General features: G+C 61.1%; 18 protein-coding genes. 8 read left to right on the top strand and 10 right to left on the bottom strand.

Annotated elements, in window-relative coordinates:
• The first annotated feature begins 227 nt into the window (after positions 1 to 227).
• Positions 228 to 836 (top strand): 3-isopropylmalate dehydratase small subunit, encoded by a 609-nt coding sequence (leuD, locus tag HJB84_RS05020; protein WP_164007297.1) that lies wholly within the window; start codon positions 228 to 230, stop codon positions 834 to 836.
• 61 nt (positions 837 to 897) lie between these two features.
• Here the strand turns inward: leuD and HJB84_RS05015 are convergent, their stop codons facing one another.
• Positions 898 to 1,830, bottom strand: a complete 933-nt coding sequence (locus HJB84_RS05015; RefSeq protein ID WP_207582283.1) for a pyridoxal-phosphate dependent enzyme — start codon at positions 1,828 to 1,830, stop codon at positions 898 to 900.
• A gap of 169 nt (positions 1,831 to 1,999) precedes the next feature.
• On the opposite strand from HJB84_RS05015, the gene leuB reads away from it, so the two are divergent.
• Both leuB and lpxE read left to right on the top strand, forming a co-directional pair.
• On the top strand, positions 2,000 to 3,112 hold the full coding sequence (gene leuB / locus HJB84_RS05010; protein WP_221115399.1) for a 3-isopropylmalate dehydrogenase: 1,113 nt from the start codon (positions 2,000 to 2,002) through the stop codon (positions 3,110 to 3,112).
• A 278-nt stretch (positions 3,113 to 3,390) separates the two neighbouring features.
• A complete protein-coding gene (gene lpxE, locus HJB84_RS05005; RefSeq protein WP_207582285.1) occupies positions 3,391 to 4,143 on the top strand; it encodes a phosphatase PAP2 family protein in 753 nt (250 codons plus the stop codon).
• Between the two features lie 34 nt (positions 4,144 to 4,177).
• Here the strand turns inward: lpxE and HJB84_RS05000 are convergent, their stop codons facing one another.
• The 5 genes from HJB84_RS05000 to HJB84_RS04980 form a co-directional block, all read right to left on the bottom strand.
• The gene (locus HJB84_RS05000; RefSeq protein ID WP_207582286.1) at positions 4,178 to 6,064 is read right to left on the bottom strand and encodes an MFS transporter; all 1,887 of its coding nucleotides are present in this window, start codon (positions 6,062 to 6,064) and stop codon (positions 4,178 to 4,180) included.
• A 187-nt stretch (positions 6,065 to 6,251) separates the two neighbouring features.
• On the bottom strand, positions 6,252 to 7,520 hold the full coding sequence (locus tag HJB84_RS04995; protein WP_221115398.1) for an ABC transporter permease: 1,269 nt from the start codon (positions 7,518 to 7,520) through the stop codon (positions 6,252 to 6,254).
• Positions 7,517 to 8,209: an ABC transporter ATP-binding protein gene (locus HJB84_RS04990; protein ID WP_207582288.1), complete on the bottom strand. Its 693-nt coding sequence runs from the start codon at positions 8,207 to 8,209 to the stop codon at positions 7,517 to 7,519. Before HJB84_RS04990 ends, HJB84_RS04995 begins: the two co-directional genes overlap by 4 nt.
• A gap of 6 nt (positions 8,210 to 8,215) precedes the next feature.
• Positions 8,216 to 8,677 carry a hypothetical protein gene (locus HJB84_RS04985; protein ID WP_221115397.1) on the bottom strand — a complete coding sequence of 154 codons (462 nt, stop codon included), beginning with the start codon at positions 8,675 to 8,677 and terminating at the stop codon, positions 8,216 to 8,218.
• A 201-nt stretch (positions 8,678 to 8,878) separates the two neighbouring features.
• Positions 8,879 to 10,633, bottom strand: coding sequence for an alkaline phosphatase (locus HJB84_RS04980; protein ID WP_221115395.1), 1,755 nt, complete (start codon positions 10,631 to 10,633; stop codon positions 8,879 to 8,881).
• 87 nt (positions 10,634 to 10,720) lie between these two features.
• On the opposite strand from HJB84_RS04980, the gene HJB84_RS33970 reads away from it, so the two are divergent.
• The 3 genes from HJB84_RS33970 to HJB84_RS04965 all read left to right on the top strand — a co-directional run bounded on the left by HJB84_RS33970 (position 10,721) and on the right by HJB84_RS04965 (position 13,172).
• A complete protein-coding gene (locus HJB84_RS33970; RefSeq protein ID WP_207582291.1) occupies positions 10,721 to 10,933 on the top strand; it encodes a hypothetical protein in 213 nt (70 codons plus the stop codon).
• A gap of 111 nt (positions 10,934 to 11,044) precedes the next feature.
• Positions 11,045 to 12,079 carry an aspartate-semialdehyde dehydrogenase gene (locus tag HJB84_RS04970; RefSeq protein WP_207582292.1) on the top strand — a complete coding sequence of 345 codons (1,035 nt, stop codon included), beginning with the start codon at positions 11,045 to 11,047 and terminating at the stop codon, positions 12,077 to 12,079.
• 271 nt (positions 12,080 to 12,350) lie between these two features.
• Positions 12,351 to 13,172 (top strand): lytic transglycosylase domain-containing protein, encoded by an 822-nt coding sequence (locus HJB84_RS04965; protein WP_207582293.1) that lies wholly within the window; start codon positions 12,351 to 12,353, stop codon positions 13,170 to 13,172.
• A 51-nt stretch (positions 13,173 to 13,223) separates the two neighbouring features.
• On the opposite strand, the gene HJB84_RS04960 is transcribed toward HJB84_RS04965, so the two are convergent.
• The 3 genes from HJB84_RS04960 to pdxY all read right to left on the bottom strand — a co-directional run bounded on the left by HJB84_RS04960 (position 13,224) and on the right by pdxY (position 16,542).
• A complete protein-coding gene (locus HJB84_RS04960) occupies positions 13,224 to 14,843 on the bottom strand; it encodes a GGDEF domain-containing protein (protein ID WP_221115394.1) in 1,620 nt (539 codons plus the stop codon).
• 110 nt (positions 14,844 to 14,953) lie between these two features.
• Complete coding sequence (locus HJB84_RS04955; RefSeq protein WP_207582295.1) at positions 14,954 to 15,595, bottom strand: carbonic anhydrase; 642 nt, start codon at positions 15,593 to 15,595, stop codon at positions 14,954 to 14,956.
• 71 nt (positions 15,596 to 15,666) lie between these two features.
• Entirely contained in the window at positions 15,667 to 16,542 is an 876-nt protein-coding gene (gene pdxY / locus HJB84_RS04950) for a pyridoxal kinase PdxY (protein WP_221115393.1), read from the bottom strand.
• Positions 16,543 to 16,817: 275 nt separating this feature from the next.
• On the opposite strand from pdxY, the gene HJB84_RS04945 reads away from it, so the two are divergent.
• Together HJB84_RS04945 and HJB84_RS04940 are read left to right on the top strand one after the other, a co-directional pair.
• Positions 16,818 to 21,593, top strand: a complete 4,776-nt coding sequence (locus tag HJB84_RS04945) for an NAD-glutamate dehydrogenase (RefSeq protein WP_221115392.1) — start codon at positions 16,818 to 16,820, stop codon at positions 21,591 to 21,593.
• Positions 21,594 to 21,617: 24 nt separating this feature from the next.
• A complete protein-coding gene (locus HJB84_RS04940) occupies positions 21,618 to 23,006 on the top strand; it encodes an MFS transporter (protein WP_221115391.1) in 1,389 nt (462 codons plus the stop codon).
• Between the two features lie 74 nt (positions 23,007 to 23,080).
• Here HJB84_RS04940 and purH read toward each other — a convergent pair whose 3' ends face one another.
• Positions 23,081 to 24,694, bottom strand: a complete 1,614-nt coding sequence (gene purH, locus HJB84_RS04935; RefSeq protein ID WP_207582299.1) for a bifunctional phosphoribosylaminoimidazolecarboxamide formyltransferase/IMP cyclohydrolase — start codon at positions 24,692 to 24,694, stop codon at positions 23,081 to 23,083.
• Positions 24,695 to 24,762 lie beyond the last annotated feature (68 nt).

Raw genomic sequence — 24,762 nt, 5'->3', positions numbered from 1 at the left:
CGCAGAGGGCAGGCCGCGCGAAACGTCGCGTGGCCGCCATCTAAAGCATGTCGCGCAAAAGTGTGCAGCGGTTTTTGCGATGACGACATGCGGGAAGCAAAGACCTAAAGCGTGACAAGCCATCTGAAAGATCGTGACACGCTTTAGAAAGATTCTCCTTCATTTCGGCGGAAAACTGGACTAGATGCAAAATCAGGAAGTAGATTTGCTGAAATGGAGCATGGGTCATGGATAAATTCGTGAAGCTCACGGGCGTTGCAGCGCCCCTGCCGGTCGTCAACGTCGACACCGACATGATCATTCCGAAGGATTATCTGAAGACGATCAAGCGCACCGGCCTCGGCACCGGCCTTTTCGCCGAAGCCCGCTACAACGAGGACGGCTCCGAAAACCCCGATTTCGTGCTGAACAAGCCGGCCTACCGTGATGCCAAGATCCTGGTTGCCGGCGACAATTTCGGCTGCGGCTCCTCGCGCGAGCACGCGCCCTGGGCGCTCCTCGATTTCGGCATCCGCTGCGTCATCTCGACCAGCTTCGCCGACATTTTCTACAACAATTGCTTCAAGAACGGCATCCTGCCGATCATGGTCAGCCAGGAAAATCTCGACAAGCTGATGGACGACGCCTCGCGCGGCTCCAATGCCATCCTGTCCATCGACCTTGAGAACCTGGAGATCACCGGCCCCGATGGTGGCTTGATCAAGTTCGATCTCGACGAATTCAAGCGCCACTGCCTGCTGAACGGCCTCGACGATATCGGCCTGACCCTGGAAAAGGGCAGGGCGATCGACAGCTTCGAAAAGAAGAACGCCGCTTCGCACCCTTGGGCGGCCTAAGTGCTCTCCAATAAATTATCGATCAAGCCGGGCTTCGCCCGGCTTTTTCTTTGATCTCAGATCAGAGAAACTTCTCTTTCCAGCCCTTAAGCTTTTCGAGCGACACGCCGATGCCGCCGCAGACTTCGATGAGCGGATTGTTAAAGCGCGCGAGCAGCCCGGCATGCACATCGGCAACGGCCAGTGCCGCACCGCAGGCCGGCTCGACCAGAATGCGCTGCGCATCGGCAAATTTCAGGCAGGCGGCAACGGCATCGGCGTCGCTGACGACAATGCTTTCGATCGGATGCTGCTTCGGCAGGTCAAAGACATGCTGCGCCACCTGCCGCGCGCCGAGCGAAGTGGCAATCGAGGTTATGGCGGCAAGAGTGATACGCTCATTCGCTTCGAGGCTGGCATTCAGCGAGGCCGCCCCTTCGGTTTCGACGGCGATCACCGGCACATCGGAAAGCCCGTTGCGCTTCAACCCCTCGACAATGCCGGCAAGCAGCCCACCACCGCCGACGCTGGTAACGACACAATCGAATTTCGCACCCTTCGCCACCACCTCGTCGATCAGCGTCGCATGGCCATCCCACAGAAGCGGATGGTCGAAGGGGTGAACATAGGTCGCCTTGCGGCTGCGGGCGAGTTCGACCGCATGGGCATTGGCCTCGTCGAAAACCGAACCATGAACGAGCACTTTCGCGCCCGTTGCGGCAATCGTCTGTTGCACATCGGCGGCCGTCGTCTCCGGCACGACGATGGTGACCGGCACACCGAGCGCCCGGCCGGCATAGGCGGCGGCAATGCCGGCATTACCGCCGGACGCACAGAAGATCTCGCGTGCACCATTTTCCACCTCGTACTGGCAAAGCCGGCCGACGCCGCGCAGCTTGAAGCTGCCGGAAGGCTGCAGCGCATCGAGCTTCAGCCAGAGCGGTTTGCCGCTGGCACTGTAGCCAGGTGCTGTCTGAACCAAGGGCGTATCGAGATGGAGGGGTGCTGAAGGCATGGGGAACATCCGGGGACATAAAGGTGGCTGACCGGTTCTAATCCTTTTGCGGGCACAGGAGCAACCGTCGCAGCTCAAAGCGAAGCGTACCGATTCATCCCTTCTCTCGCTTGAAATGCCCATTTCCGGGGTCTAAGAAACCGCAACTTGTTTTTCCCAGGAGGGTTTCATGACTGTGCGCAATCTTTTCCTGCTGCCGGGTGACGGCATCGGTCCCGAGGCCATGGGCGAGGTCCGCAAGATCATCGCCTATATGAACGAGGCGATGGATGGCGGTTTCGTCACCGACGAAGGCCTTGTCGGCGGCTCTGCCTATGATGCCCACGGCGCGGCGATCTCGGAAGCCGACATGCAGAAAGCGCTTGCCGCGGATGCCGTTCTCTTCGGTGCCGTCGGCGGCCCGAAATGGGATAGCGTGCCTTACGAAGTGCGCCCGGAAGCCGGCCTGTTGCGGCTGCGCAAGGATCTGCAGCTGTTTGCGAACCTGCGCCCCGCCATCTGCTATCCGGCTCTTGCCTCGGCCTCGTCGCTGAAGCCGGAACTGGTCGAAGGCCTCGATATTCTGATCATCCGCGAGCTGACGGGCGGCGTCTATTTCGGCGAGCCGAAGGAGATCATCGATCTCGGCAACGGCCAGAAGCGCGGCATCGACACGCAGGTCTACGACACTTACGAGATCGAGCGCATCTCCGGCGTCGCCTTCGAAATGGCCCGCACGCGGCAGAACCGCGTCTGCTCGATGGAAAAGCGCAACGTCATGAAGTCTGGCGTGCTCTGGAACCAGGTGGTGACCGAGACGCACAAGGCGAAATATTCCGACGTCCAGCTCGAACACATGCTGGCCGATGCCGGCGGCATGCAGCTGGTGCGCCAGCCCAAACAGTTCGACGTCATCGTCACCGACAATCTCTTCGGCGACATGCTCTCCGACGTCGCCGCCATGCTGACCGGCTCGCTCGGCATGCTGCCGTCGGCCTCGCTCGGCGCGCCCGACGGCAAGACCGGCAAGCGCAAGGCGCTCTACGAGCCGGTACATGGCTCGGCCCCCGACATCGCCGGCAAGGGCATCGCCAATCCGATCGCGATGATCGCCTCCTTCGCCATGTGCCTGCGTTACTCTTTCAACCTGGTGAAGGAAGCCGACGACCTGGAAAAGGCGATCGCCAACGTGCTCGACAAGGGCATCCGCACCGGCGACATCATGGCCGATGGCGCGAGACAGGTCGGCACCGTCGAGATGGGCGATGCGATTCTCGGCGAGTTTAAGGCCCTTTCCGCCTGATATTTCACGTGAAACAGTTCCGGCCCTTCGCATCCCGGATGCGAAGGGCTTTTTAATCCACGGCCGAGGAGTCGCAAGCCGCTCGGTCGAATTCTCCGAAACGGACTATTCTCGGCCACAATCTCGTGTATTTTTGCGCCGGATTTCAGCGAGCGCTAACCCCAAATCGGAAGCGATTTTCGCAATGGATTATGCGCCAATTCAAAGTTCGACAGGGTCCTTTGCATGTCTGAAGAGACGCGCGGCGCTGTAGGGCAAAATTCGAACGGACGACGGCAATGCGGGCATTTTGGGCTTCCCTGGACAGGCGCTGGCGCCGGAGCGGCGTCGGCATGCCGCCTCTGCGTTGGCAGGCCTGCCTCTTTATCACGCTCAATGCCGTGATCCTCTCCATGCTGCTCTTCGATGCGCCGATCGGCGCCAGCGAAGTGCCCGCGCCAGTGAAGCATCTCGGCGAGTTGATGACCGGTTTCGGCGATTCCGCCTGGCTGATCTACACCAGCATCCTGCTGTTCTTTCAGGGCCGGGCGGGCTACAAGCTTGTGAAGACGGCGCGCTCCAAGGCGCAGGCGCTATATGTCAGCTGGATCGGCGCCTACCTCTTTGCCACAGTCGTCTTCTCCGGGCTTCTCGCCAATCTGCTGAAGCGGGCAATCGGCAGGGCGCGTCCCGATCATTTTCACGACTACGGCATGTTTTCCTTCACGCCTTTTTCAGGCCATGCCGCTTTCGAAAGTTTCCCGTCCGGCCATTCCACCACGGTCGGTGCCTTCTTCGCCGCATTTGCCCTGCTGTTTCCGCGCTACCGCATTGTCTTCATCGCCGGCGCCATCTGGCTTGGCATGACGCGTGTCATGGTCGGCGCCCATTATCCGAGCGACGTCATCGCCGGCCTTGCCTTCGGCGCCTGGTTCTCGCTGCTGACGGCGATCGTCTTTGCTCGCTGCGGCCTGCTCTTCAAACTGGCGCCGGATGGATGGCCGCTGTCGAAGCAACTGTTCCCTGACATAGGAAAGCCCGGCGCCTTGTGAGGGCCGGGCCTTTTTCGTTAAGTTTGAACGCAGATCAATCCATTGCGTGGATATCTCTGTTCTTCGTTTCCGGCAGGAAGAGCAGGCCGATCACCAGCGTGATCGACGCAAAGACGATCGGGTACCAGAGACCGTAATAGATATCGCCCGCAGCTGCGCTCATCGCGAAGGCCGTCGCCGGCAGCAAGCCGCCGAACCAGCCGTTGCCGATGTGATAGGGCAGCGACATGCCGGTATAACGGATGCGGGTCGGGAAGAGCTCGACCAACAGAGCGGCGATCGGTCCGTAGACCATCGTCACATAGAGGACGAGCACGAACAATATGGCGATCGTACCGGTCCAATTGACCCGGGCAGGGTCGGCGGTCATGGCGAAGCTGCCGCCATTGGCGACGTTGTAGACCGCCATGTCGGTGACGCCATTGGCCTCATCCGCCGTCAGCAGCTTGGTCTCGACCAGCTTCGCCGCCGGTACAGTTTCCTTCTCGCCGGCGCGCACGGTATCGGCGTTGAGCGACAGTTCCGGATTGGCCGCGATGAAGGCATCGAGCTTGGCATCCGGCACCTTGACGGCGCCGCGCTTCAGCGGATAGCCGGCATCGTGGAGCGCGATGTTGACGCCCTTCTCGAAGGCGGCGGTCATGCCCTTGGCCTTGTCGCCGGCGGCGACGACGTCGAAGCTCGTAATCGTCCCGTTGCCGACCTTCACCGTTGCCGGCTGACCGGCGGGGCCGGGAACGACATCATAAGGCACCGAGTTTTTCGTCAGGAATGCCGTCGCCACGTCGCAGGAATTGGTGAACTTCGACGTGCCGGTCGGATTGAACTGGAATTTACAATCCGTCGGATCGGCCGTAACCGTTGCCCGGATCGAGGCCTGTGCTTCGGCAAGCGCCGGGTTCGCCGTCCAGGTCATCGCCTTGAACAGCGGATTATAGGTCACCGCCGCGATGAGAAGGCCCGCCATTATGATCGGCTTGCGGCCGATCTTGTCGGAGAGGCCACCGAAGATGACGAAGAATGGCGTCGCGAGGAAGAGCGCGATGGCGACCATGATATTGGCCGACTGCAGGTCTACCTTCAGGACGTTCTGCAGGAAGAACAGTGCATAGAACTGGCCGCCGTACCAGACGACCGCCTGGCCCATGGTGGCGCCGAGAAGCGCGATGATCGCGATCTTGGCATTTTTCCATGTCCCGAAGGCTTCGGTTAGCGGCGCCTTGGAGCCCTTGCCTTCCGCCTTCATCTTCTGAAACGCCGGCGATTCGTTCATCTTCAAGCGGATCCAGACCGAAACGCCGAGCAGAACGACCGATACCAGGAACGGAATGCGCCAGCCCCAGGCAGCGAATTGAACCGCGCCCATCAGATATTGCACCAGGACGATGATGATCAGCGACAGGAACAGGCCGAGCGTCGCCGTCGTCTGGATCCATGACGTGAAATAACCGCGGCGCCCGTTCGGCGCATGTTCGGCGACATAGGTGGCAGCACCGCCATATTCACCGCCAAGCGCCAGACCCTGGAGCAGGCGCAGCCCGATCAGGATGATCGGCGCCGCGATGCCGATGGTGGCGGCACCCGGCAGGATACCGACGAGGAAGGTCGACAGACCCATGATCAGGATCGTCACCAGGAAGGTATATTTGCGGCCGACCAGATCGCCGAGACGGCCGAACACCAGCGCGCCGAAGGGACGCACCAGGAAGCCGGCGGCAAAGGCGAGCAGCGTGAAGATGTTGCGCGTCGCCTCGGGATATTGGGTGAAATAGGTCGCGCCGATATAGGTGGCGAGGGAACCATAGAGATAGAAATCATACCATTCGAAAACGGTGCCGAGCGAAGAAGCGAAGATGACCTTCTTCTCCTCCCTCGTCATCGGACCGGCCTTCGCGCCGTCGATGCTTGCGACATTTGCCATTGTCTGTCCTCCACAGAGTGATGAAAACGCGCGCGACCTACTCTCCTCAAAGCAGACCCCTGGCCGCGACACGCCTGACGAGAGTGTGCCAGAAACGACAGATCAAAAAGAGAGAGGCTTTGGGATTATGACTTTAGTCTAACGGGGGCGAGCTTTGGCAGCCAGCGACGCGATCCTCCGGCCCAGGTTACGCCCTCAGCGCTTGCGCCGGCGATTGCCGGTAGGCGAGCACTGCCGGCAGCGCGGCAAGAATTGTGGCAAAGACGAGCAGCACCGCCGCAAGCCCGGCGTCGTCACGGACGAAGCCGACCGGCATGGCCATCCCGCTCGTCTGCGAGACCATGGCGGACAAGGTCAGCGCCGCGGCAAACCCAAGTGCAAATCCGAGCCCGATGCCGACTGCCACCACGAAGAAGAACTCCAACCAGACGATGCCGAAAATCGCGCCGCGCGGAGCGCCGAAGGCCCTCAGCGCGCCGATCTGGCGGCGGCGCTGGCCGATATGGATGACCGTGACCAGCACCAGCGAGGCTGCGACGAGAGCTTGGGCGCCGGCAGCGACCGCGACGAGGATCTGCTTGGCGTCGCCGAGCGTGGCGTAGAGATTGGTCAGCACCTCGCCGGGGAAGACGGCGACGGTATTGCCGCTGCGATAGTCCTGCCGCAGCTTGTAGGCATCGGCGATCGTCTTCGGTTTTACCATAATGGCGGGAAGGCCCGGAGCATCTGCAGCCCATTTCTCGTCAAGTACGGCATCCGGGTCGATCTCGCCGTGATGCTCATGCTGGTGGGGATCGGCGCCGGCATGCTCATGATCGTGTCCGGTCGCCCCGGCGCTTTCATGCTCGCTCGCCCCCAGACCATGGATATGCCAGACAGCCTGGATCGGAACCAGAATGGCCCGGTCCCAGGCGGTGCCTGTCGGCCGCAAGCGGCCGACGATATGATAAACGAGTTCGGTATGGGTCTCGCCGCCCTCTTCCACCGAACCGTGCATCGGCTTGATCTCAGCCCCGAGCGAAAGCTTGACGGCGGAGCCGATCACTGCCTCCCCCTCGCGCGCGAAAACCGTACCCTCGGCAAAGCCGCCGGACAGCTTGTCCGCCAGCGTCACCGTCGTGCCGACGATCGGATAGCCGGAGAAGGAATCACCGAAGCCGATCGGGACTGCCCAGTCGACACGGGGATCGGCGGCGAGCCTGACCAGCACGTCACCCGGCATCAGCGGCAAAGGCGAGGGCTGCAGGAAGACGGAGGACAGCACCAGCTGCGTCTCGCTGCCGCCTGCGCCGATGACGAGATCGAACTTGTCGGCGGCGCGCGCGCTGCCGAGACGAAGCGCCCGCTCCTGCAGCACGACGCAAACGCCGAGCGCCGTCGCCAGCGCCACCAGCAGCACGACCACCAGCGACCCCGCCCAGAGGCGGCGAAGATCGGCAAGGATGAAGCGGATCATACAGCCTCTCCCGCCGCTGCAGCGGAATCGTCGCTGATCCGGCCGGAGCCGAAGGTGATGCGCCGGTCGAGGCGGCTGGCCAGGCGCAGATCATGCGAAACGATGATCAGCGTGCTGCCTTCGGCCGCGGCAAGATCGAGGATGAGATCGCCGACCGTCTCGCCGCTTTCGGCATCAAGGCTCGCTGTCGGCTCGTCAGCGATGATGACGCCGGGCTTGCGCAGCAGCGCCCGGGCGATCGCCACGCGCTGCATCTCGCCGCGCGACATGGTTTCGATCTTCTGGCCTGGGCGGGAAAGATCGACCGAACTCAAAAGCGCATGCGCCCGCTCGATGACGGCGGGGGTGGCGGCCCAAGCAAGCCGCGCCGGCAAAAGCACGTTTTCCACCGCCGACAGGCCGGGGAAGAGATAGAACTCCTGCATGACCAGGCCGATATTGGCGGCGCGGAACCGATCGCGCCGGCTCTCGGAAAAACTGGCGATATCCTCGCCGTTCCAGCGGATGCGGCCCCGGCGTGTTCGCTCCAGCCCGGCAACGATATTGACGAAGGTGCTCTTGCCGGAGCCGGACGCACCTGTGATGGCGACCCTGCTGCCGGCATCGATCGAAAGACGACCGATTGCCAGCGCCGGCGAGGACAGGCCCGAGAAGGTGACGTCAAGGTTTTCGATATCAAGAGCGAGCATATCGGATCAGACAGAAAAATATTCGGCCTGGCGGATACGCAACAGGCTGACGAAGCCGGTGTCCGGATCCGTCCAGGAGCCGTATTCCAGCGTGCCGCGCACCTCGATCGTCTGGCGCGGCTGCACGAAGGTCTGTTTCTCCAAGAGATAGACGACGACGATATTATCCGGCCAGTCCGCATCCGAGGAGCAGAAGGGGCAGAGCGACATCGGCATTTCGGTCAACACGAAGAACTGCGCCTCGGCCTTCAGCGGCGGCGCCATGAAGCCCTTCATGCTGATTTCCTGCCCGGCGAGGCGCTTCACCTTGTCGGAGAATTCAAGGCCGAGTACCCCGAACTTGCCATAGAGCTCGTCGAAGGAGAGCGAGGGATCGGCAGCGCGAACGACGGAAGCGGTAAAAGGAAGCGCAACGGCGGCGCCGATCAGCCGGCGGCGGCTGAGATGCAGCGAAGAGAATATATCCATAGCGACCTCCAGGAAGCAAATCCCGGCCGTTAGCGCATCGGCCTGAAAATCGGAATCGATTTTCAGAAAGCACGATGCGTAGATTCAAAGTGTTACAGCGTCCTTTGCGCATCTGAAAAGACGCGCGGCGCTGTAGCCGGCCGGATAATAATCGACAAGAAAGGCAAGGCCGCCAAGCGGCCTTGCCGGATCGGCTTGCGATCAGTTCGTCTGCTTGGCGCCGAGAGCGAAGGTGTCGGCGAGCACGCGATAGACGTCGCTCTGTTCGAGGTAGCCATGGAACTCTTCCGAGCCCGGGCCGGCCGACTGCAGGACGACGTCGTCGACCGCATGGACGCCGCTCTCGCTGCTCTTCGGAAGATTGCCCTGAACGAAGACCGCGCCGGGAACATCCTTGTACTGTTCGTTGGCGACATATTCCTTCTTTTCGTTCTGGACGGCCGGAACGAAGGGACCGTCGAGCTTCGGACGGAAGGTTTCGTAGTGGTCAGGGCCGTTATTGGCACTTAGAAACAAGCGGCGGCTGACGTCGATCTTATCAGGGTATCCGTCGCCGTTTTCGTCCTTGTAGTTCGGGAAACCAGCCTCAGCATAGGTCCCGACCTTTTCGCGCATTTCCGTGCCGGGCTTCTCATCATCGACGGTGCCGATGATCGAGACACCATGCGTATGGTCACCGGTGACGACAATCAGCGTATCGGGATGAGCCTTCTGGAATTCGCGGGCGACGCCGATCGCCTGGTCGAATTCGATGGTTTCGACGACGGCGCGATCCCAATCGAGCGGATGCGACATCTTGTCGATCGAGGAACCTTCGACCATCAGGAAGAAACCATCAGGATTCTTGGAGAGGCGGTCGATCGCAACCTTGGTCATGGCGACGAGACCCGGCTGGTTCGGGAACTTGTCGACGGTGCCCTTCTTCAGGAACTCGCGGTCGAGCGTCACGTCCATATTGCCGGTGTGGAAGAGCCCGAGGAGATTGCCTTCGGCCGACGCATTGGCTGCGAGCTCGTTCTTGTCGGTCGCAAGCTTGTAACCGGCATCCTGAAACAGCTTGATGTAGTCCTGGTTGTCCTTGCGCTTGGAACCGGCGACCTCCTTGCCGAGGAAATAGGCCGAGCCGCCGCCGAGCAGGACTTCAGGCTTGACGTCGAGCAGCATGCCGACGACGTCGGCCTTGTCATTGCGGTTACGGGTATGGGAAACAACAGCAGCCGGCGTGGCGTCTTCGACTTCGGCGGTTGCGACGATGCCGATCGACTTCTTGGTCATGCGGCGAACGGCTTCCGCGAAGGTTTCGACACGCGGGTCGTCCAGCGAGGCCGGCGTACGGTCCGCGTAAACGCCGATCGCGTTGACGGCCGTCTTGTGGCCCGTCATGTAGGCCGACATGGTGTTGGCGGAGTCGGTGGCAACGGCATTCGTCGCCGAGGTGCCGACAAAGGCCATGCGATCAAGATCGTCCATGTTCAGACGGCCATTCGCCTTACCTTCGGTCATGCCCTTGGACATGATGCGGGCGGCGGTGCGATGCGCGACGGAAAGACCATCGCCGAGCAGGAAGATGATGTTCTTAGCCTTTGGCTGACCAGCGGTTTCGTAAACGTTCCAGGTGACGGATTTCGTTTCGTCGCCGGCAGCGACCTCGACCTTGTAGGCGCCTGGAGCGGAAATCTTCAGGCCGCGCAGCAGGAGAGCGGAGCCGAGAGCCTTGTCATCCTTGCCCTTTTCCAGCTCGACGAACCGTGCCTCGCCCCCGAGGACGGTTTTGTAGTCCTGACCGTTGACCGTGATCTTCACGTCTTCGGGCTTGACCTGCTTGTTGAGTTCGACCTTGAAATCGAATGGCGAACCGGCAAGAATCGTCGCGCGATCAAGCGGATAGACCGTCGTCGCCTGAGCGGCGCCCGCAAGGATGGTGGTGGCCGCAAAAGCGGCAGGAAGCGTACGCATGGAAAACCCCCGTTTTCGTTGCAGACAGTAACAACCGGGCCGGGATATCTCTCGAGGATGACAGCGGCATGACAAAATGTCGCAGCATTGTGGCCGCCGCTTTCGCCGTCCGGCTCTGACCGCAAAAACCTTGACTCCTGTGGAAAACCTTCTAAGAGCAACAACGGAAAAGGAATCTCCATGGTTCACGACGAACATGCCATTGCCGACCGCAATGACCGGGCACAGTTTGCCGGGGTGGACATTGCCGTTCCGGTTTCTGCCAAAACCAAGGCCAAAACGACGACGAAAACCGTCTGATGTCTCTGGCCTGCCGCTCTCTCCCCGGCTCGGCTGGGGACAGGAAGACGCGATCCGTCGCGCCTTTCCCCTCACCGGAAAAGAGGAGAGAAGAGAAAGAGAGCTTGAGAAATGGGTTTCAAAGTAGCAGTTGCGGGAGCGACCGGAAACGTCGGCCGGGAGATTCTCAACATCCTCTCCGAGCGGGGCTTCCCCGCCGATGAGGTCGTGGCGCTTGCCTCCTCGCGTTCGCAGGGTACCGAAGTTTCCTACGGTGACCGGACGCTGAAGGTATCCAATATGGAGAATTACGATTTCTCCGATACCGACATCTGCCTGATGTCGGCCGGCGGTGAGATCTCCAAGAAGTTCTCGCCGAAGATCGGCCAGCAGGGCTGCGTTGTCATCGACAATTCCTCGGCCTGGCGTTACGACGCCGACGTGCCGCTGATCGTGCCGGAAGTGAACCCGGATGCCATCAGCCTGTTCACCAAGCGCAACATCATCGCCAATCCGAATTGCTCGACTGCCCAGCTGGTGGTGGCGTTGAAGCCGCTGCATGACTTCGCCAAGATCAAGCGTGTCGTTATCTCGACCTACCAGTCGGTCTCCGGCGCCGGCAAGGACGGCATGGACGAGCTCTTCAATCAGACACGCGCCGTTTTTGTCGCCGATCCGATCGAAAATAAGAAGTTCACCAAGCGTATCGCCTTCAACGTCATTCCGCACATCGATAGCTTCATGGAAGACGGCTACACCAAGGAAGAGTGGAAGGTGCTGGCCGAGACGAAGAAGATGCTCGACCCGAAGATCAAGGTGACCTGCACGGCAGTGCGCGTGCCGGTTTTCATCGGCCATTCGGAATCGGTCAATATCGAGTTCGAAAACGAGATCACCGCCGACCAGGCCCGTGACATCCTGCGCGATGCGCCGGGCTGCCTCGTCATCGACAAGCGCGAGGACGGCGGCTACATCACGCCTTATGAATCCGCCGGCGAGGACGCGACCTACATCTCGCGCATCCGCGAAGATGCGACGGTCGAAAACGGCCTCAACATCTGGGTGGTCTCCGACAATCTGCGCAAGGGTGCGGCATTGAACGCCATCCAGATCGCTGAGCTGCTCGTCAATCGTGGCCTTGTCAAACCGCGCAAGCAGGCCGCCTGATACCATTTGTAAACCATAATATGCTAAAGCCCTGCTGATGAAGGCAGGGCTTTTTGCCGAACAGTAAGCGCCCTTATCCATAAGCGCTTACTGAAAGGTGATCGTGACAAGATCGCCGTCGGCTGGCATTCTGCCTGGCGTCAAGCCAAGCTATGCCGCCCGAAACCGATAGCGGTTTTGGGACAAAGGCATGAACAGAACAAAGATTTAAGGCGCGTCGCATGGTTCTGATGGCCGCGGCGCGCTTCACCAGACCGGAGCGGGGTTTCTCATGCGCATGACAACATTCCTTCTGGCCGCATCTATGGCAGCCGGCGTCCTCCACGCGCTGCCGGCAGCGGCCCAGGGCGCCCAATGCGGCAACAATAGCAGCGGTTTCAGTGCATGGGTCGCCGATTTCAAGCAGGAAGCGGCGGCAAACGGCGTCAGCCGCTCGGTCCTCGACCGCGCCTTCGCCAACGTCAATTACAACAAACCGACGATCGCCGCCGACCGCGGCCAGAAGAGCTTCAAACTCTCCTTCGACGCGTTCATGCAGAAGCGCGGCGGCGCCACCGTCATTTCCCGCGGCCGCAGCATGAAGGCCGCCAACCAGGCACTTTTTGCCTCGATCGAACGCCGTTTCGGCGTTCCGTCCGGCCCGCTGATCGCGATCTGGGGCATGGAGACCGGTTTTGGCAGCTATATGGGCAACCAGCATACGCTGTCGGCTGTTTCGACCCTTGCTTATGACTGCCGTCGTTCGGACTATTTCACCGACCAGCTCTATGCCGCGCTCCAGCTCGTCTCCGAGGGCTATCTGAGCCCGCAGGCCAAGGGTGCTGCCCACGGTGAAATCGGCCAGACGCAGTTTCTGCCGCGCAATGTCGTACGCTTCGGCGCCGATGGCGACGGCGACGGCCGCGTCGACATGGTCGGTTCCCGCGCCGATGCCCTGGCCTCGACTGCGAATTTCCTCAAAGGCCATGGCTGGAGCGCCGGCGCCGGCTATCAGCCCGGAGAGCCGAATTTCGTCGCCATCCAGGGCTGGAACGCCGCCAGCGTCTACCAGCAGGCGATCGCCTATATCGGCCAGCAGATCGACGGCAAATAGGCCTTCATCGACAACGATACCCGAAAACGCCGCTGCGACATGCGGCGTTTTTCATGTTCGGGTATCAAAACCGCCGCCCGACGCCTTCTTGCGTCGCTCCTCCTTCGCCGGCGCCTGCACGATCGGTCCCGAAACGACGCAGTTGCGGCCGGAGGCCTTGGCGGCATAGAGCGCCAGATCAGCGCGTTTGACCAGATCTTCGAAGTTCCGGTTGGCGGCTTCATTTGCCCGGCCGGCGCATCCGAAACTCGCCGTCACCTTGAGAACATCGCCGCTCTCCAAAGATATTTCCGCCGCCTCGATCGCCAGCCGCACGCGCTCGGCAATGATTGCCGCATCGTCAGGCGTCGAATCCGGCAGAAGCGCCAAAAACTCCTCGCCGCCATGGCGCACCAGCAGATCGAAGGAGCGAAAATTTTGACGCGCGACGCCCGCGACCTGCCGGAGCACGGCATCGCCGGCATCATGCCCGTTGATATCGTTGACCTTCTTGAAATGATCGAGGTCGAAGAGGACGACGGAGATCCAGCGCGACCCGTGCTCGGCCTGCGTCAGAAGCGCCGATGCGGCGACCTCGAAGCCGCGCCTGTTGTACAAGCCAGTCAGAAGATCGGTCTGGGCGGCGTTGCGCAACTCGCTGACCAGTGTCTCGCGATCCCGCGTCAGCCGGTCGATCAGCCGCAGGCCCCTTGCCGCCAGCGTCATCACCAATGTGGCGAGAAGCAACAGGCCGGCACACAGCCCCAGGATCAGCGTCAGATGTATATGCGCGCGCGTCGACAAGTTTTCGCCGGTCTCGTGAATATCTTTTGCGGCCTCGACCATCTTCTGCTGCAGGAAGATCATGCGTTCGCTCTGCGCAACGGCCCAGACGTCGCGCATTTCGCGCGTCGGCTGCGATCCGGCAAGGATGGCATCGGTGATCGCATTCGCCTTCACCTGGTCGCTGCGGGCAAGATAGGCAACGATGTCGCGCACGATCGGTGCCGTGGAATGAAAGACCATGTGGTCCATGCCCTCACCGAGCATGACCTTGCCCTGTACGAACAGCTCCACCGGAAACCGCGCGGAAACGCGGTGATCGAGGTAGCGAGTGCCGACGCCGGTAATCAGTCTTTCGCCGTAATAGGTCAGCAGAATACCCATCAGCTGGTTGGATTTCTCAAGCAGCACCGGATCGCTGATCAGTGGTGAAAGCGTGTCGACGACGGCAAGCTGCTTGAGAGCTGCATACCAGTAGATAGAACCGGGATCGCTGCCGGCGTAAAGGCCCTGGTCGACGCCGTTGCGGGCGGCAACGATGCGGCTATAGGCAAGGCTGAGAATCGATAATTCGCCGGCCAGCCCTGGGTCGAGCGCATCGCGGGAGGGCAGTGTGGCATAGAAGGCCAAGCGCTCGCGATCGAGCGTCACCCGGCTTCGCTGCATGTCGGCGGCAGTCGCGTTGTTGGGACGTGCGAGGTAGAGGCGGGTGGCGCCAATTTCACTGAGGATCTCCGTGGCGGCGATCGACCCGCCGCGGGCAAGCACGTCGGCGAACTGCCTGTCCTTTTCGAGATCCCTGTATTGTCTGAGCGAAGACCTTATGACGACGACGCCTTCAATGAGCATGAAGACGAAGGGCAGCATGATGGCGGCCAGGATAACCCTTTTGATGGTTTCGAACTTCATCGCCAATCGCCACGGTGATCAAAACGTCGGTCGTGCGCGACCAATTGACGGCAATCTTAGCAGCAATTCTTAATAAACTGATAAAGCGGCGGATCCCTAGATTTCTGGCCCTAGATTTCTGGACGAATGAAGTCACGTGTCTCAGCATCCATCACCCAGAGTTCGCCTGTGGAGATATCGAACCATGCGCCATGGAGGTGCATTTTTCCTGCTTCCTCGAGCGCCTTGATGTCGGGAAAGCTTCTGAGATTGTCGATCGAATTGCGGATCGAGACACGCTCCAGCGCCGTCTGCCGCTCGGCCGCCGTCATCACATCGTTGCTCTGGATCTGCTCCGCGGCGGGCTTGACCAGCGACATCCAGCGGCCGATGAAATCGCCGGGCGACAGCGGCTCGGCATTCGGATCGAGCGCTGCACGGATGCCGCCGCAGCGGCCATGGCCCATCACGACGATATCCGAGACCTTCAGCGCCTGCACTGCAAATTCGAGCGCGGCCGACGTCGAATGGAAGTGACCGTCCGGCTCGTAAGGCGGCACCATGTTGGCAACGTTGCGAATGACGAAGAGCTCGCCCGGGCCGGCATCGAAGATCAGCTCCGGTGCCGCACGTGAATCCGAACAGGCAATGACCAGCGTATGGGGACTCTGACCGTTTTCGGCAAGCTGCCGATACCTGTCGCGGGCGTCGGCATAGCGTCCGCTCATAAAGTTGCGATAGCCGTCCAGAAGAGGATTTGGAAAACGCTGCATGCTTCTGGATTAGCGCGCGCGGAAGACAAGATCAACTGCTGCACTGCAAAATGAACGCATTGGCCGATGTGTCATTTTTTCCGCCGCTGCGCCGGATGCACGAGCCGGCGCATCTGCACCATGGCCATCGGCGTCGAAAGGCTGGAAGCATCGCTTGCCAACATCAATTCGTTGCTGCCGCGCTTGACGGCGCGCGCAAGCACCTCGAAGACGCTGGCGGTGGCAAGCTGAAGCGCTTTTTCGTCCTCGAGGCCGGAAAGCAGGCGCGACAGGAAGACGGCAGCAAGCAGGTCGCCGAGCCCATTCGGCGGATTTTCGACGACGCGGTGCTCGGCAAGAAGCGCGTGACGGCCGGAAAGATAGAGATTGCCGGTACCGCCCGCCATCATCGGCACGGCCGAGGTGACGAGCATGCGAGATGGTCCGAGCGCCAGCGCCGCCTCCATGATCGCGCTGTTGTCTTCAAGCGCTGCCCCCGAAAGCCATGCAAGTTCGTAGCGGTTCGGCGTCGCCAGCGAGGCGAGCGGGATGAGATGATCGCGAATAGCCTCTGCGGTCGCTTCCGGCACGTAGAGGCCGCCGAGATCGCCCATGACGGGATCGCAGACATAAAGCAGTTCCTGATTATCTTGCCGGAGCGCAGCGATCAGCCGGGCGACGGAACGCGCCTGGGCGGCATTGCCGAAATAGCCCGAAAGCACCGCCCTGACTTCGCCGATCCAGGGCGCGCGGATTAGATCGTCGATCGCCGCGTCGAAATCCGCTTCCGCAAATGTCAGCCGCGTCGAGCGGCCGTGGCCGGGATGCCAGGGAAGCACGATGGTCGGCAGCGCCCAGACAGGATGACCAAGCGTCTCCAGTGCAAAGACCGCCGCCCGGTTGCCGACCGAACCGCGCACCACATGACTGGAGATGACAATGACTGCGCTCGCTGCATTTTCCGACATGATACCGAGGTCCGAATGATGATCGCGTTTTGATGATCTTTTTGACGGCGCGCTGTCAACCATTCTTCACGTGGGCATGGAAATGTAGGCGAAACGAAAACTAAAAAGAGGCTTCCCCGTTCGTTTTGGCCAGGAAAGCGAAAAAATCCCTCTTCATTTCCTATTTTGAGGGTCAAAAAAGCATCAAGACAATCGTTCGGGCCTCCATTTTAGAGATTTTTTCGAAGAATCTTCTGTTAGCTTGCAGAAAATCAGTCCATTGCGGGAGGCGATCCATGGCTGCCAGAAACAATCCGAAACGGGAAAAGCAGATCGAAAGCGCACGCAAGATCGCCAAGGCGACGGGCGAGGCACATCTCGATCCGGAAATACTCTTCGGCCGGGCCAGCAATGACGATCTTGAACTCTATACGCCTGAGATGCTGGCGCTCTCCGCCGTGCATTCGGCAAAGGAACTTGCCGCCTGGAATGGCAAGGCGCCTCGTGTCAGCATCGACACCATTGCCGATGTGACGCCAGATGGCATTGCCGTTTCGGTGCTATCGGTCACCGACCGGAACATGCCTTTTCTGTTTGAATCGGTCATGGGTGAAGTGACGAGCACCTATCGCGACCTGTTCATGGCGGTGCATCCCATCCTGATCATGGAAAAGGGTAAGGCGCCGGCGATTTATTCCGCCGATCATCCGAGCGACCCGGCCAACCGCGTCAGCCATATCCAGCTCCACATTGCGCCGCTCAACTCCGCCCAGGCCGCAGATCTCGTCAAACGTGTCGAAACCGTGCTCGAGCAGGTCCGCCTGTCGGTGTCCGACTGGAAGCCGATGCTTTCCAAGATCGACGGGGTGATCGCCGAGCTCTCAGCCAACGGCACCACCCGGAAGAAGGCTGATCGCGATGAGGCCATCGCCTTCCTGACATGGCTGCGCGATGAGAATTTCACTTTCCTCGGGATGCGTGAATATGTCTATTCCGGCAAAGGTTCCGATGCCAGGGTCGAACGCGACAAGGGTGCTGGCCTCGGAATGCTCTCCAACCCGGATGTGCTGGTGTTGCGCACCGGCAAGGACGCCGTGACGACGACGCCTGAGATCCTGGCCTTCCTCGACGGCCCCGATTTCCTCATCGTCACCAAGGCAAATGTGAAATCGATCGTCCATCGCCGGGCCTATATGGATTATGTCGGCGTCAAACGTTTCGACGCTGCGGGCAACGTCACCGGCGAACTGCGCATCGTCGGGCTCTTCACTTCGACGGCCTATACCTCGCTCGCCTCTGAAATCCCGCTGCTGCGTTCCAAGATCGAAAAGGTGAAGGAGCATTTCGGCTTCGACCCGATGAGCCATTCCGGCCGCATGCTCGACAACACGCTGGAATCTTATCCGCGCGACGACCTTTTCCAGATCGACACCACGTTGCTTGCAAATTTTGCCGAACAGATCAATGACTTGGCCGACCGTCCGCGCGTGCGCGTCCTGCCGCGCATCGACCATTTCGACCGCTTCGTCTCGGTGATCATCTACGTGCCGCGCGAGGAATACGACTCGATCGTCCGCGAGCGGATCGGCACCTATCTGAAGACTGTCTATGACGGTCGTGTCTCCGCCTATTATCCGGCTTTCCCGGAAGGCGGCGTGGCGCGCGTGCATTTCATCATCGGCCGCTCCGGCGGCAAGACGCCGCGTATTCCGCAGGCAAAGCTCGAGCAGGTGATCCGCGAAATCACCGCCCGTTGGGACGACCGTTTCGAGGCGCTGGCCGGGGCCAAGGCGCCGAAGATATCGGTCGACCAGGCCTTCCAGGATTCCTTCACTCCGGAGGAAACCGTTGCCGACCTCGCCGATATCGGCGCCTGCGCCGCTGGCGAGCCGCTTCGCATCCAGTTCTACCATCGTCCGGAAGAACGGGGCCGCATCCTCTCGCTGAAAATCTTCCACGCCGGCGGCCAGCTGGCGCTGTCGCGCCGCGTACCGCTTCTGGAAAATCTCGGCTTCAATGTCGTCAGCGAACGCACCTTCGACATTGGGGTGCCGGCCGCCGATGGAGAAACGAAACTCGTCGTGCTGCACGATATGGAGCTCGAGGCCCGCAATGGTGGCGACATAGACCTGCAGCGCTACGGCGCTGCCCTCGAAGAAGCCTTCGTCGCCGCCTTCGCCGGCACGATCGACAATGACAGCTTCAATCGGCTGATCCTTTCGGCCGGGCTTTCAGCGCGCGAGACGAACGTGCTGCGCGCCTATGCACGTTATCTCCGCCAGGCCGGCATTGCCTATTCGCAGGATTACATCGCAACCACGCTCGACAAATATCCTGCTGTCGCCGCCGCCATCTTCCGGCTGTTCCACGACACGCTCGATACCACGCTTTCCGAGAAGGCCCGCCTCAAGAAGCTTGCCGACCTGCACCAGGCGATCGAGGCCGAGCTTGCCGACGTGCCGAGTCTTGACGACGACCGTATCCTGCGCCGTTACGTCAATATCGTCGATGCGACACTTCGCACCAATTATTTCCAGAAGAATCCGGACGGCTCCCCAAAGTCGATGCTGGCCTTCAAGCTTGATCCGCACCTGGTCGACGGCCTGCCGCAGCCGAAACCCTTCCGCGAAATGTTCGTCTATGGCGTCGAAGTCGAAGGCGTGCACCTGCGCTTTGGCAAGGTGGCGCGCGGTGGCCTGCGCTGGTCGGATCGTGCCGAGGATTATCGCACCGAGGTGCTCGGCCTCGTCAAGGCCCAGCAGGTGAAGAACGCGGTCATCGTGCCGGTCGGCGCCAAGGGCGGCTTCTATCCGAAGAAGCTCCCCATCGGCGGCAGCCGCGACGAGATCTTCAATGCCGGCCGCGAGGCTTACAAGACCTATATCCGCACGCTGCTGTCGATCACCGATAATATATCGGGCGCCGAGATCGTGCCGCCGAAGGACACCGTCCGGCTCGATGGTGACGATCCCTATTTCGTCGTCGCCGCCGACAAGGGCACCGCAACCTTCTCCGATACCGCCAATGCGCTGGCCCAAGAAGCCGGCTTCTGGCTGGACGATGCCTTCGCCTCCGGCGGCTCGGCCGGTTACGACCACAAGAAGATGGGCATCACTGCCCGCGGCGCCTGGGAAACCGTCAAGCGCCATTTCCGCGAAATGGACATCGACATCCAGACGACGCCCTTCACCATTGCCGGCGTCGGCGACATGTCCGGCGACGTCTTCGGCAACGGCATGCTGCTCTCTCCGAAGATCCGCCTCATATCCGCCTTCGACCACCGCGACATCGTCATCGATCCCGATCCCGATATGGAAAAGACGCTGGCCGAGCGCCAGCGTCTCTTCGACCTGCCGCGGTCAAGCTGGCAGGATTTCGACAAAACCGTGCTCTCCAAAGGTGCGATGATCATCTCCCGGGCGGCGAAATCGGTCACTCTGACCCCGGAAGCGGTCGCCGCGATCGGCCTCGACAAGGCCGTGGCGACGCCCTTCGAAATCATCACGGCGATCTTGAAGAGCCCGGTCGACCTGCTCTGGTTCGGCGGCATCGGCACCTATGTGAAAGCGGCGCCCGAAACCGACGCCGAAGTTGGCGACCGCGCCAACGACCCGATCCGCGTCACGGCGGCCGAAGTGCGCGCCAAGGTGATCGGCGAGGGCGCAAACCTCGGTGTGACCCAGAAGGGCCGCATCGCCTATGGTCTCAAGGGCGGGCGCTGCAATTCCGACGCCATCGACAACTCGGCCGGCGTCAACACCTCGGACGTCGAGGTCAACATCAAGATCGCGCTGGCAGCCGCCATGCATGACGGGCGCATGACGCGGGCAAAACGCGACCAGCTTCTGTCCTCGATGACCAGCGAAGTGGCGATCCTGGTGCTGCGCAACAACTACCTGCAGTCGCTGGCGATCTCGCTGACGGAACGCAAGGGCACGGCAAACGGTCTCGAACTCGGCCGTTTCATGAGCGTGCTCGAGGCCGCCGGCCAGCTGAACCGCAAGGTCGAGACTTTGCCGGACGAGCAGAGCCTTGCTGAACGCTATGCCGCCGGCAAGCCGCTGACGCGACCGGAAATCGGCGTGTTGGTATCCTACGCCAAGATCGTGCTCTTCGATGCGCTGGCCGCCAGCGATCTGCCGGACGATCCCTATTTTACCGCGACGCTTTTGAATTATTTCCCGGTCAAGATGCAGAAGTCGAATGCCGGCGATATCGCCGGCCACCGGCTGAAGCGCGAAATTGTCGCGACCGTGCTTGCCAACGAGGCGATCAACCGCGGCGGGCCGAGCTTCACCGTCGCCATGATGGACGCGACGGCGGCCTCGGCACCGGAGGTGGTGCGCGCGGCGATCGTTGCCCGCGACGGTTTCGACCTGAACAGGCTCTGGGCCGAAACGGATGCGCTCGACGGCCGGATATCGGGCGAGATGCAGAACCGCATCTACGAGGAAATAAGCCATAGCTTTACCGTCTTGACGCGCCTGCTCTTGAAGACCGGCATGACCAAGGCCGATATGGCGGAGGTGATTAGCCGGCTCCAGGCTGCCTTGAAGAAGCTGAGGCCTGCCTTTGCCGAACAATCGGCCGGCGATGCCGCCGCCCGGCAGGCGGAGTATAGTCAGGCAGGCGTGCCCGAAAAACTCGCAGCCGAGATCGCCAATCTCCAAAGTTTTGCGCTGGTGCCGGAGATCATGCAGATTGCCGAGCGCACCGGCGAGACCTTGGTGCGGGCCGCCGAAAACTACTTCGCAGTGTCGCAGACTTTCCGCATTGCCCGGCTGCTGGCAGCGGGCGGGCGGATCCTCACTTCCGACCATTACGAGAACCTGGCGCTTGCCCGCAGCATTGACCAGATCGCCAGCGCAAGACGCGACATCGTCATCTCGGCCCTGTCCGATCACGGCAAGGAGAAGCTTCCGGTTCAGGCCTGGCATGCGCAGGATCGTATCCGCATCAACCGCATCGTCGAAGAGCTTTCGAGCCTCAGCGACAGCGGCGATCCTAACCTTGCGCGTATTACCGTTGCTGCAGGTATCCTGACCGATCTTGCGCGCGACCGGGTGAGGTGAGACAGTCCGCTGAAAAAGGAGCGGATGTTGAATCGCATTGACTGGACAGGAACGCAGCCCCCGAAGGCCACGGAGAAGGGCATCTGGGGGTGGATGTTCTTCGATTGGGCAGCCCAGCCCTTCTTTACCGTGGTCACTACCTTCATCTTCGGACCCTATTTCGTTTCCCGCCTGACCTATGACCCCGTTTCCGCGCAGACGACGTGGAGCAACATGGCGACGATCTCATCGGTGATCATCGCCCTGCTCTCGCCCATTCTCGGCTCGATCGCCGACCAGTCAGGCGCACGCAAACCCTGGATCGGCTTCTTTGCGATCATCAAGATCGCCAGCCTTTTCTGCCTGTGGTTCGCAGCCCCCGGCTCGGCTGTTATTTATCCCGCGATTTTCATGATCCTCGCCTCGATCTCGGCCGAGTTTTCGATCGTCTTCAACGATTCGATGATGCCGCGCCTGGTCGCCAAGCACGAGGTCGGCAAGCTCTCCAACACCGCCTGGGGGCTTGGCTATCTCGGCGGCATCATCGTGCTCATCGCCGTCGTCACGTTGCTGGCGGCAAGCCCCGAGACCGGCAAGACCATCCTAGGCCTCGATCCGCTATTTGGTCTCGATCCTCGGACCGGAGAGGATGCACGCATCACCGGGCCGATCTCGGCCGTCTGGTATCTGATCTTCATCCTGCCGATGTTCTTCTTCACGCCGGATGTCGGCAGGGGTCTTCCCTTCGGCACCGCCGTCCGTTCGGGCCTGCGAGAGCTGAGAAACACGCTTGGTGAACTGAAGGAGCGCCGCGGCATCCTCAAATTCCTCATCGCCCGGATGATCTACCAGGACGGCGTCAACGGGCTGCTGATCCTCGGCGGCATCTTCGCGGCCGGCATGTTCGGCTGGGCAACGATCGAGATCGGCATCTACGGCATCGTCCTCAACGTCGTCGCGATTTTCGGCTGCCTGATTGCCGGGCGTATCGACAAGAGTGTCGGGTCGAAGGTGACCGTCGTCATCAGCCTCACCATGCTGCTCCTCGCCACCATCGGCATCATCTCGACAGGGCCGGGTTATACCCTGTTCGGACTGATGCCGCTGCCAACGGCGGATTCCGGCGGCCTCTTCGGCACTGCGGCGGAAAAGGCCTATATCCTCTATGGTCTGTTGATCGGGTTTGCCTTCGGGCCGGTGCAGGCCTCCTCGCGCTCCTATCTCGCCCGCAGCGTCAGCCCGGAGGAAGCCGGTCGCTATTTCGGCATCTACGCGCTTTCGGGGCGCGCCACGAGTTTCATGGCGACGCTGCTCTTCTCGCTGGTCACCTATATTAGTGGATCACCGCGGCTTGGAATGGCAACGTTGATCCTGTTTCTCGCCGGCGGCCTGGTGCTGCTCGTCCGCACTCCCTATCCGGCCGATCGGGCATAGCAATACCTGGGACGGGATGATTTTACATCCGGAATTGGGTAAAAACAACGAGATAGAGCATTTCCGCCACGCATTCAGTGCCGGAAATGGCGCATGCCGGTAAAGACCATCGCAATGCCATGTTCGTCGGCGGCATCGATGACCTCCTGGTCGCGCATCGAGCCGCCCGGCTGGATAACCGCCGTCGCGCCTGCAGCGATCATCGACAGAAGACCATCGGCAAACGGCAGGAAGGCTTCGGAGGCGACCGCCGAACCATGCGTCATCGGCACGGCAAGGCCGAGCGCCTTGGCCGCCTCTTCGGCTTTGAGCGCGGCGATGCGGGCGGAATCGACACGGCTCATCTGGCCGGCGCCGATACCGGCCGTCTGGCCGTCCTTGGCATAGACCACGGCGTTCGATTTCACATGTTTGCCGATCTTGAAGGCGAACTTCATATCATCAAGCTCCTGCGCCGTCGGCGCCCGCCTGGTGACGACCTTGAGCTCCAGATCCTCGACCATGCCGTTGTCGCGGCTCTGGACCAGCAGGCCGCCGGAAACGGTCTTTGCTGTCAGGCCCGCGGCGCGCGGATCGGGCAGGCCGCCGGCAGACAGCAGCCGCAGGTTCGGCTTGCGGGCGACGATCGCCTTCGCTTCCTCCGTGACATCAGGCGCGATGATCACTTCGGTGAAGAGCTTGACGATCTCCTCGGCCGTTTCGGCATCCAGCGTCCGATTGAGCGCGATGATGCCGCCGAAGGCGGAAACGCTATCGCAGGCGAGTGCCCGCCGATAGGCCTCGACCAGGCTTGATCCGGTGGCGACGCCGCAGGGATTGGCATGCTTGATGATGGCGCAAGCCGCCTTCTGAGGCAGGAATTCGGCGACCAGCTCATAGGCGGCATCGGTATCGTTGATATTGTTGTAGGAGAGCTGCTTGCCCTGAAGGAGGGCGGCCGTCGAAACACCCGGGCGCTTCTCGCCGGTGACGTAGAAGGCCGCCTTCTGGTGCGGATTTTCGCCGTAACGCATCTCTTCCTTCAGCGCGCCGCCGATAACGCGGTGGCGAGGCGTGTCGATCGACAGCACTTCTGCGAACCAGTTGGAAATCATAGCGTCATAGGCCGCAGTGCGGGCATAGGCCTTGGCGGCCATGCGCTGGCGGAAGGCATAGGCGGTCTTGCCCTCATCTGCGGAAAGCTGCTCTGTGAACTCGGCATAATCCGCCGGATCGGTCAGGATCGTCACATAGGCATGATTCTTGGCCGATGCCCGGATCATCGCCGGCCCGCCAATATCGATATTCTCGACGGTTGTCGGATAATCACCGCCGGCGGCGCGCACTTCTTCGAAGGGATAGAGGTTGATGACGGCGAGGTCGATGGCCTCGATGCCATGCTGTTTCATCGCCTCCTGGTGTTCGCTATCGTCGCGGATCGCCAGCAGGCCGCCATGCACCGTCGGATGCAGCGTCTTGACCCGCCCGTCCATGATCTCGGGAAAACCGGTGATTTCGGAGACATCGATGACCGCAAGGCCGGCAGCAGCGATCGCTTTGAAGGTGCCGCCGGTCGAGAGCAGTCGCACGCCTCTGGCAGACAGTGCTCGGGCCAGTTCGACGATCCCGGTCTTGTCGAAGACGGAGAGGAGGGCGGTCTTGATTTCGATCTTGTCGGGGGCGGGGATTTTCTTGGAAATGACGGCCATGAAACCTTCTCCATTCGGGCTTCGGGAGACATCCGCTTAATTTAGAGCAGGATTCGGATTTCAGGCCG

The organism is Rhizobium sp. NZLR1b, from assembly GCF_019685155.1.
GTDB lineage: Bacteria > Pseudomonadota > Alphaproteobacteria > Rhizobiales > Rhizobiaceae > Rhizobium.
The sequence above is the reverse complement of the archived record's forward strand: the minus strand, read 5'-3'. Positions and strand labels throughout refer to the sequence as shown.

Coding starts and splice junctions, on each gene's coding strand:
- leuD (WP_164007297.1), top strand. CDS start 228: ATGGATAAATTCGTGAAGCTCACGGGCGTTGCAGCGCCCCTGCCGGTC.
- HJB84_RS05015 (WP_207582283.1), bottom strand. CDS start 1,830: ATGCCTTCAGCACCCCTCCATCTCGATACGCCCTTGGTTCAGACAGCA.
- leuB (WP_221115399.1), top strand. CDS start 2,000: ATGACTGTGCGCAATCTTTTCCTGCTGCCGGGTGACGGCATCGGTCCC.
- lpxE (WP_207582285.1), top strand. CDS start 3,391: ATGCGGGCATTTTGGGCTTCCCTGGACAGGCGCTGGCGCCGGAGCGGC.
- HJB84_RS05000 (WP_207582286.1), bottom strand. CDS start 6,064: ATGGCAAATGTCGCAAGCATCGACGGCGCGAAGGCCGGTCCGATGACG.
- HJB84_RS04995 (WP_221115398.1), bottom strand. CDS start 7,520: ATGATCCGCTTCATCCTTGCCGATCTTCGCCGCCTCTGGGCGGGGTCG.
- HJB84_RS04990 (WP_207582288.1), bottom strand. CDS start 8,209: ATGCTCGCTCTTGATATCGAAAACCTTGACGTCACCTTCTCGGGCCTG.
- HJB84_RS04985 (WP_221115397.1), bottom strand. CDS start 8,677: ATGGATATATTCTCTTCGCTGCATCTCAGCCGCCGCCGGCTGATCGGC.
- HJB84_RS04980 (WP_221115395.1), bottom strand. CDS start 10,633: ATGCGTACGCTTCCTGCCGCTTTTGCGGCCACCACCATCCTTGCGGGC.
- HJB84_RS04970 (WP_207582292.1), top strand. CDS start 11,045: ATGGGTTTCAAAGTAGCAGTTGCGGGAGCGACCGGAAACGTCGGCCGG.
- HJB84_RS04965 (WP_207582293.1), top strand. CDS start 12,351: ATGCGCATGACAACATTCCTTCTGGCCGCATCTATGGCAGCCGGCGTC.
- HJB84_RS04960 (WP_221115394.1), bottom strand. CDS start 14,843: ATGAAGTTCGAAACCATCAAAAGGGTTATCCTGGCCGCCATCATGCTG.
- HJB84_RS04955 (WP_207582295.1), bottom strand. CDS start 15,595: ATGCAGCGTTTTCCAAATCCTCTTCTGGACGGCTATCGCAACTTTATG.
- pdxY (WP_221115393.1), bottom strand. CDS start 16,542: ATGTCGGAAAATGCAGCGAGCGCAGTCATTGTCATCTCCAGTCATGTG.
- HJB84_RS04945 (WP_221115392.1), top strand. CDS start 16,818: ATGGCTGCCAGAAACAATCCGAAACGGGAAAAGCAGATCGAAAGCGCA.
- HJB84_RS04940 (WP_221115391.1), top strand. CDS start 21,618: ATGTTGAATCGCATTGACTGGACAGGAACGCAGCCCCCGAAGGCCACG.
- purH (WP_207582299.1), bottom strand. CDS start 24,694: ATGGCCGTCATTTCCAAGAAAATCCCCGCCCCCGACAAGATCGAAATC.